This is a genomic window from Sphingopyxis sp. (assembly GCF_019459305.1).
Taxonomy (GTDB): Bacteria; Pseudomonadota; Alphaproteobacteria; order Sphingomonadales; family Sphingomonadaceae; genus Sphingopyxis.
The window spans coordinates 1-8062 of record NZ_JAIBES010000024.1 but is presented as its reverse complement, the minus strand read 5'-3'; the positions used below and the strand labels follow the sequence as shown (position 1 = coordinate 8062).

The 8062-nt window shown below is 63.1% G+C and carries 8 protein-coding genes; 7 read left to right on the top strand and 1 reads right to left on the bottom strand.

Annotated features, from left to right (window positions below; all coding sequences use genetic code 11):
* Positions 1 to 341: 341 nt before the first annotated feature.
* Together K0M74_RS02725 and K0M74_RS02720 are read left to right on the top strand one after the other, a co-directional pair.
* Positions 342 to 1508: an acyl-CoA dehydrogenase family protein gene (locus tag K0M74_RS02725; RefSeq protein WP_293967640.1), complete on the top strand. Its 1167-nt coding sequence runs from the start codon at positions 342 to 344 to the stop codon at positions 1506 to 1508.
* A 154-nt stretch (positions 1509 to 1662) separates the two neighbouring features.
* Entirely contained in the window at positions 1663 to 1974 is a 312-nt protein-coding gene (locus tag K0M74_RS02720; RefSeq protein WP_293967637.1) for a hypothetical protein, read from the top strand.
* 12 nt (positions 1975 to 1986) lie between these two features.
* Here K0M74_RS02720 and K0M74_RS02715 read toward each other — a convergent pair whose 3' ends face one another.
* On the bottom strand, positions 1987 to 3522 hold the full coding sequence (locus tag K0M74_RS02715; protein WP_293967635.1) for an acyl-CoA synthetase: 1536 nt from the start codon (positions 3520 to 3522) through the stop codon (positions 1987 to 1989).
* Positions 3523 to 3649: 127 nt separating this feature from the next.
* Between K0M74_RS02715 and K0M74_RS02710 the strand changes: the two genes are divergently transcribed.
* The 5 genes from K0M74_RS02710 to K0M74_RS02690 all read left to right on the top strand — a co-directional run.
* Positions 3650 to 3958: a hypothetical protein gene (locus K0M74_RS02710; RefSeq protein ID WP_293967633.1), complete on the top strand. Its 309-nt coding sequence runs from the start codon at positions 3650 to 3652 to the stop codon at positions 3956 to 3958.
* A 5-nt stretch (positions 3959 to 3963) separates the two neighbouring features.
* Positions 3964 to 5469, top strand: coding sequence for an AMP-binding protein (locus K0M74_RS02705; RefSeq protein WP_293967631.1), 1506 nt, complete (start codon positions 3964 to 3966; stop codon positions 5467 to 5469).
* An 8-nt stretch (positions 5470 to 5477) separates the two neighbouring features.
* Positions 5478 to 6470 (top strand): enoyl-CoA hydratase/isomerase family protein, encoded by a 993-nt coding sequence (locus K0M74_RS02700; protein ID WP_293967629.1) that lies wholly within the window; start codon positions 5478 to 5480, stop codon positions 6468 to 6470.
* Positions 6467 to 7429 (top strand): CoA transferase, encoded by a 963-nt coding sequence (locus K0M74_RS02695; RefSeq protein ID WP_293967627.1) that lies wholly within the window; start codon positions 6467 to 6469, stop codon positions 7427 to 7429. Before K0M74_RS02700 ends, K0M74_RS02695 begins: the two co-directional genes overlap by 4 nt.
* Positions 7429 to 8062, top strand: a 634-nt coding sequence (locus K0M74_RS02690) for an amidohydrolase family protein (RefSeq protein WP_293967625.1), incomplete at its 3' end; no start/stop codon positions are given. The genes K0M74_RS02695 and K0M74_RS02690, both read left to right, overlap by 1 nt.

Sequence of the window (8062 nt, the reverse complement as noted above, 5' to 3'; positions counted from 1 at the left end):
GCCAGATACTCCTTCAACTCATCAAGCGCCGCCCGCCAATCGACAAGCGTTCCCGCCCACTCCGCAACCGCCATGATCCGATCCCCCGCCAATCTATCGCGAGAGAATCAGATTTTGATGATAAATGCAACTGTAGTACTAAATGACAATTAAAGGTGGCTGCTGCTGCCATGACGAGAAAAAGCCACGCGATCGCAAAGGTCGGTCTGGCGAACTATCCCCTTAACGCTCGTTCTCAAGGATCGACGCGCATAATCGAATCGAATAGGCGGTACGCACGCCGGACACCGTCCCATTGCGACCGTGTCAATTGACGGAAGCAGACAATCGGAGATACCAGAATGACCGTTACCGCCCGCGCCCGCGAAATCGGCGACCGCGTCGAAGCTTTTGTCCGCGACGTCATCGTTCCCTATGAACCCGATCCGCGGTGCGGCAGCCATGGTCCATCCGACGACCTGGTCGTCGAAATGCGCGACAAAGCACACGCTGCAGGCGTGCTGACACCGCATATCTTGCCCGACGGCAGCCATCTGAGCCATGCGGAAACAGCCTTTGTCCTAACGCGTTCAGGCCTGTCCCCGCTCGGTCCGCTCGCCGTAAACACCGCCGCGCCAGACGAGGGCAACATGTTCCTGCTCGGCAAGATGGGATCTGCTGAACAAAAGGCGCATTTCCTTGCACCTATGATCGACGGCACCGCCCGCTCGGCCTTCTTCATGACCGAACCGGCCAGCGAAGGAGGCGCCGGATCCGACCCCTCGATGATGCAGACGACTTGCAGACAGGATGACAACCATTGGGTCATCAACGGCCGCAAGGCGTTCATCACCGGCGCCGAAGGCGCCAAGGTAGGCATCGTCATGGCGAAGTCCGACGAAGGCGCCTGCATGTTCCTCGTCGACCTGCCCCACCCCGCCATCCGCATCGACCGCGTCCTGGACACTATCGACAGCTCAATGACTGGCGGTCATGCCGAAATCACTATCGACAATCTGCGCGTTTCCGCCGAACAGATGCTCGGCAATCCCGGTGAGGGCTTCAAATATGCGCAGGTCCGTCTTGCCCCCGCGCGCTTGACTCATTGCATGCGATGGCTCGGTTGCTGCATCCGCGCCAACGAGATCGCCACCGACTATGCCAATCGTCGCCACGCGTTCGGCAAGCCACTCGTCGATCATGAGGGCGTCGGCTTCATGCTCGCCGAAAACATGATCGACCTGAAGCAGGCCGAACTGATGATCGACTGGTGCGCAGGCGTGCTCGACACCGGGTCGCTTGGCACCGTCGAAAGCTCCATGACGAAGGTCGCCGTGTCCGAAGCGTTGATGCGGATCGCCGATCGCTGCGTCCAGGTGATGGGTGGCACCGGCGTCACCCGCGACACCATCGTCGAACAGACCTTCCGCGAAATCCGCGCGTTCCGCATCTACGACGGCCCGACCGAGGTCCACAAATGGAGCCTCGCCAAGAAAATCAAGCGCGACTGGAAGGCCGCCCAGCCATAAGCGAGGACGAGAACGCCAGGACAGACGCTGGTCAACTCGATGCGGCGACGCTGGCGGGGCATGTACGCGGCAACAAGCTGGCTGGGAATGGCCCGGAAGCAGACCAATTCATCAGACGATGCAATCGTCGCTTTCCACCTCGAGGGAATATCAGGTGACCGACATCTCCACGTTCCGCAATCGGTTGGCAGAGCTGCCGGACCTATGCGCTGCGGCGCCCGAAGCTTTCGGCGAGGGCGTCAACCTGCTCCTTTCCTGCAGAAGCCGTGACCTTCGGTACGCGCTGGCCGAGGCGGAAACTCGCGGAATTGCGGTCCGTGGGGTCGGAAGAATGCACATCTTGATTGAAATTGAAAATGCCCTGCCTGACAAGGATTGGGTCGAAACGATGGGGAGCGCAATAGCGCATTACTTCGAGCGAATTGGCGGCACCGATCCGCAAATCGGCATTGATCGTAATTCGTAGGAGCCTGCTTTGTCAGGACCAGTAACGTTTTCGGATTTCCTGCTTGTAGAGCTTTCCGGTCTCGTGCCGCGGAAGGGCCGGATCGAAATCGATCGAGCGCGGGCATTTCAAATGGCTGAGATTGGCGCGGCAATGCTCGATGAGACGAGCGGCTAATTGGGGCCCTGCGTCCTCCCAGCGATGCGGCTGGACAACCGCCTTAACTTCCTCGCCCATTTCCGGATGGGGGACGCCGATCACCGCGGCATCAGCGACTTCCGGATGCAGGATCAGGAGATTCTCTGTCTCCTGCGGATAGATGTTCACGCCGCCCGAAATAATCATGAAGCTTTTGCGGTCGGTGAGGAAAAGATAGCCGTCATCGTCGATGTGACCGATATCGCCGAGAGTACTCCAGCCCGAATGGTCGGGATGGCGCGCATCCAGCGTTTTTTCGGCGTCGTTCAAATACTGAAAATCCCAACCGCCTTCGAAATAGATGAGGCCGTCGCACCCCGCGGGCAGTTCGCCACCATCTTCGCCGCAGATATGAAGCGTTCCCCAATCGGCGCGACCAACCGAACCCGGCTTCGCGAGCCATTCCTGCGGCGTTATGAATGTCGATCCATTCCCTTCCGATCCCCCATAATATTCGTAGATGATCGGACCGAGCCATTCGATCATTTGCCGCTTCACCTCAATGGGGCAAGGCGCCGCCGCGTGCACTATCTTTTCCAGCGACTTAAGGTCGTAGCGGTTGCGCGTCTCGGCCGGCAGCGCCAGCAAACGAATGAACATCGTCGGCACCATCTGCATGAAGGAAACGCGATAGTGCTCGACCAGCCGCAGTGTTTCCTCGGCATCGAACTTGTCCATGATGACGAGCGTCGCGCCCAACCGGTGCGCCGCCATTCCATAGGCGAGCGGGGCGGTGTGATAGAGCGGCGCCGGACAAAGCAGAATGCTCCCTTCGCCCACGCCGTATCGCCCGGAAATCCGGTCAGCGAGCATATGCGGCTCATCTGCCGGACCACCAGTCAGCGGGAGCCGGATTCCCTTCGGACGCCCCGTCGTTCCCGACGAATAGACCATATGAAAACCTGCGCTTTCGTCGGCAATTGGCGTCGACGGATAGCCGCCAAGCGACCGATGCCAGGGCTCCGCGCCGTCCAGCGCCGAGCCGATGTCGAAAATATGCGAAACACCGGGCGCCAGCGATGCCCGGCCTGCAATCAACACGCCTGCAGCCGGAACGTCGGCGTGCGTGACGAGCAGCTTCGCGCCACTGTCGTTCAGGATAAAGGCCCCCTCGTCCGCTGTAAGATGCGTTGAAATTGGGCAGATATAGAGGCCTGCCCGTTGTGCCGCCCAGTAGATCTGATAGAACTCCAGACAGTTTTTCAGCCAGATCGCCACCGTATCGCCGGTCGCTAACCCGCGCGCGCGGAGCATCTGCGCCCCGCGGTTCGCCGCTGACTCGAGCTCGCCATAACTGGTCGCCGATCCATCGGCCGCCATAATCAGCGCCGGACGATCGGCGGCCTCGCGCGCGAACAATCTTGGATGCATCGCCAACCTCTCCAGTATTTTTGAGTTATATAACTACGTTTACTTTCTATGTCGATTGACATATTGACCAATGTAAGCCGACACGACGGCCAGACCTTCGCGTGCTGTGGGAAAGGATATGAGGATAATGGACCTGAAACCGGGTTCGCGCTGGAAGAGCGCGGTATGCGATGCCCAACTCGTGGTCGTCCGCCCGCCCAAGACACCGGGCGAGCTGCAGTGCGGCGGTGCGGCGGTGGTGCCGATCGACGATCCGGTGGCGCCGAGCGGCTCGATTGACGCGGCCTTTGCCGACAGCGTTGCGATCGGCAAACGCTACGTCGACGAGGAAAGCGGGCTGGAGGTGCTCGGCGCCAAGCCTGGTAAGGGGTCGCTTGCCTTCAACGGCGCCGCGATGACAATCAAGGGCGCCAAGCCGCTGCCCGCCTCGGACTGACAATCATGCGGACCTCGTTGCTCCTCGATATTGCTGCCGATGCCTGCCCCGACCGAGCGGCGCTGGGCTGCGGCGACGACGCGTTCGATTTTAACTCATATCGCGCCCGCGCGCGCTGCGTCGCCGCGTGGCTGGCCGGCCAGGGCAAGGCAAACACCGCCTTCCTCGGCATGAACGGCACCGCGCTTCCCGTCCTGTTCTTCGCTTGCGGGATGGCGGGCACGCCGTTCGTGCCTCTCAATTATCGTCTCAGCGACGGCGAGCTTAACAAGCTTGTCGCGAGGAGCGCGCCGTCAATCCTGATCGTGGACGACGATATGCTGCCGCGAATCGCGGCGGCGGCGGGCGTCGAGCTGATCGCGCGAAGCGATTTCGAAGCCGAGTTCATGGCCGGGCCCACCCCCGACACCCATGAACCGCCCGAAGCCGAAAACGATATCGCGGTGCTGCTGTTTACGAGCGGCACCACGGGTGATCCCAAGGCCGCGGTGCTCCGCCACGCCAACCTCACCTCCTACGTGATGGCGAGCGTCGAATTCCTCGGCGCCGACGAAGACGAAGCGACGCTGGTCAGCGTCCCCGCTTATCATATCGCCGGGATTTCGGCGATCTTGACTGCAGCCTATGGCGGGCGGCGGATCGTCTACCTGCCCGCCTTCACCGCCGAAGACTGGGTCGCCACGGCCGCCGCCGAAGGCATCACACATGCGATGGTGGTGCCGACAATGCTCGATCGCATTCTCGACGTAATGGCAGCTACCGGCGAGACGCTACCCGCTCTCCGCGCCCTTTCCTACGGCGGCGGCAAGATGCCCGAGACTGTCATCGTGCGCGCGTTGGCGATGTTGCCTCATGTCGCGTTCGTCAACGCCTATGGCCTCACCGAAACCAGTTCGACGATTTCACTGCTCGGCGCCGACGATCATCGCGCCGCCTTCGCCTCCGACGATCCAATAATCCGGCGACGAATCGCATCGGTCGGCCAACCGCTGCCAAGCATCGAACTTGAGATCCGCCGCGACGACGGCACACCCTGCGGCACCGGCGAGCATGGCGAGATCCACGTCCGCGGCGAACAGGTCTCGGGCGAATATCTGCACAAAAAAGCCATCGCCGAAGACGGTTGGTTCGCAACCAACGATGCTGGCTGGATCGACGAAGGCGGATATCTCTTCGTCGAAGGACGCTTGGACGATGTAATCGTGCGAGGCGGCGAAAATATCTCACCGGGTGAGATCGAGGATCTGCTGCGCAGTTTCGATGACATCGCCGATTGCGCGGTGCTCGGCATCCCTTGCGAACGCTGGGGCGAAAAGGTTGTCGCGGTGATCGTATCGCGGTCGGGCGCTCCCGACACCGCTGCGATGGCGACGGCGATACGCGAAAGACTGCGATCGACCAAGACGCCCGAGGCATGGTTCGTTCGCGACGAGCTTCCCTATAACGAAACGGGTAAGCTGCTGCGCCGGATATTGAAGGCCGAACTGGCGGAAGCCGTCTGCGCCGATTAACAAGGCTCATGACCGGCCCCGACCATCTCGACGCCGACCGACTCTCGGCCCCCGGCGGGCAGCCGGTGCTGGTTGTCGATGCCGCGATATGGCGACGACAGGATGTGCCGATCCAGGCAGTGGTGATCGGTGTCGACCGCGAGGGTGTGCTGCCCGTCACGGCGCCCGACGATTTCGACATGATGCTGACGGTGGCGAGCTGTTCGCCGTCCCCATGGGTGTCGCTCGACGCAGAACATTTCGGCGTAGCGGTTGAACGGCTGGCGGAAGCCGTCCGCAAAAACCCGCAAGCATCGACGATCGCGGCCGCCGTGCTACGGCTGACCGCAGCGCTGCCCCTTGCCGATGCACTGACGATCGAATCCTTCGCCTATTCGGCGTTGCTGGGCGGTGCGGAATTCGCGCGGTGGCGCAGGGAAAACGATAGTGGGTTGCCCTCGCCCAGTCCGGCAACGCCACTGCTCATCGAGCGCGACGGTGACCGCATTACGCTGACGCTGAACGATCCGGCGAATCGCAACGCGATGACCGCGGCGATGCGCGACGCGCTGTACGAAGCTTTGGCGAATGCGCTCGACGACCCGAGCCGGCCGACGGTTCGCCTGCAAAGTGCAGGCAAATGCTTCTCGACCGGCGGCGATCTCACCGAATTCGGGACGGCGCATGATCTGGCCGAAGCGCATCTCGTGCGAACATTGCACAGCAACGCCCGCGCGCTCGATGCGCTCGGCGAACGAGCAGAGGTGCGCCTGCACGGGGCATGCGTCGGCTCCGGGATCGAGTTAGCCGCCGCCGCGCACAGGCGGACCGCAGCGATAGACAGCTGGTTCCAGCTGCCGGAGTTGGCCATGGGCCTGATCCCAGGCGCGGGCGGCACCGCCACTGTGGCAAGAGCGATCGGACGCCACCGCACCATGTGGATGCTCCTTTCGGCGCGGCGGGTCGGCGCAGCGCAGGCGCTCGATTGGGGACTTGTCCATGCGATCGACGACGAGCGATGACAGCGCTCCTCGATATTGTGGCGGATGCGGGCGTAAGGCTGATTGCGGCGTCGGGAAGGGCAATCGCATTCGACGCGCGCGACGCCTTATCGCGCACCGACGATCTCACCCTTGACGAGCCCGGCTTATGCTCGCCCAATCGCCACTGCCGCCTTGTGCCGTGTCATGATGGATGGATCGCCGTTTCGCTCACGCGCGACGACGACCGCGACCTTGTTCCAGCCTGGACCGGCACGACGTTCGGTGACGACCCGTGGGAAGCGATCGCCCATAGCGCGGCGCATCGGACGGCCGCCGAGATGGTCGATGCCGCGATCCTGTTGCACCTGCCCGTCGCGCGCGTAGGCGAAGCGGCGCCGCTGGCTCCGCAGGAGCTGACCGGCGGCGGGCGCGACAATGGCTTCATACTCGATCTTTCGGCGCTCTGGGCTGGACCCTATTGCGGCGCGCTGCTCGGCGAAGCGGGACTCGAGGTCGTAAAGGTCGAAAGCCCCACACGGCCCGACCCCACCCCGGTCCATACGCCCCGGCTCGACGCGCGACTCAATGGCCGCAAACGGCGGCTAAGCATGGCGCTCCATACCGCCGAATTGCTTGCTTTGATCAGCGACGCGCGCGTGTTGATAACATCGGGGCGTCCGCACGCACTGGCGAAGCTTGGGCTGGATGAGCAGCGGTTGTTCGCGATCAATCCTGGGTTGCTCTGGATCGCGATCACCGCGCACGGCTGGGGTGGCGACGCAGCGATGCGCGTTGGCTTCGGCGACGATTGCGCGGCGGCAGGCGGGCTCGTCGGGTGGAGCAATAATACGCCAAGCTTTATCGGTGACGCCTTGGCCGACCCACTGACCGGATTGACCGCGGCGACGCTGGCGCTGGAAGCGCTCGCTTCGAAGCAATGTGGGTTGCTCGATGTCCCGCTCGCGCCCACCGCCGCAAAATTTGCGACGGTGCTCTGATGCGTGAGCGCTTCGACCTCATTATCCGTAACGCCCGCGACGCGGAGGGCGCGAGGCTGGAGGTCGGCGTAAGCGACGGACGGATCGCCGCCATCGGGCTGGATATCCACGGCTCCGGACCGGAGTATGACGCGCGCGGGCAGACCGCCGGGACGGGTCTGCACGACCATCACCTTCATTTGATGGCCACCGCGGCGCGGATGGATTCGGTCGATCTGACGGGCACTGCTAACGCAGATGCTGCCATTGCCCGACTGCGCGCGGATGCCCGAGCGCCCGGCAGTTGGGTGCGCGCGATCGGTTATGACGAGCGGATCGCTGGCCTGCCCGAGCGCGCCATGCTCGACGCCTGGATGCCCGGTCACCCGCTCCGTATTCAGGACCGCACCGGGGCCTATTGGCTGCTGAACAGCGCGGCGATCGCAAAACTCGGCGCACCGCCGTATCCCGGCAGCGTCGAGCTCGACAGCGACGGCCAGCCAAGCGGCCGCATCTGGCGCGGTGATGCATGGCTGCGCGAGCGGATCGGCGGCGCACCGCCGTCGCGCGCCGCGCACGGTGCCAAAATAGCCGCATGGGGGGTTAACGGCGCGACCGCCCCCGGCGCAAAGCACGGCCCGGCCGCGGCAAGAC

Bases quoted from the DNA above. Each gene is read 5' to 3' on its own strand.
- K0M74_RS02725 (WP_293967640.1), top strand. From the start codon at position 342: ATGACCGTTACCGCCCGCGCCCGCGAAATCGGCGACCGCGTCGAAGCT.
- K0M74_RS02715 (WP_293967635.1), bottom strand. From the start codon at position 3,522: ATGCATCCAAGATTGTTCGCGCGCGAGGCCGCCGATCGTCCGGCGCTG.
- K0M74_RS02710 (WP_293967633.1), top strand. From the start codon at position 3,650: ATGGACCTGAAACCGGGTTCGCGCTGGAAGAGCGCGGTATGCGATGCC.
- K0M74_RS02705 (WP_293967631.1), top strand. From the start codon at position 3,964: ATGCGGACCTCGTTGCTCCTCGATATTGCTGCCGATGCCTGCCCCGAC.
- K0M74_RS02700 (WP_293967629.1), top strand. From the start codon at position 5,478: ATGACCGGCCCCGACCATCTCGACGCCGACCGACTCTCGGCCCCCGGC.
- K0M74_RS02695 (WP_293967627.1), top strand. From the start codon at position 6,467: ATGACAGCGCTCCTCGATATTGTGGCGGATGCGGGCGTAAGGCTGATT.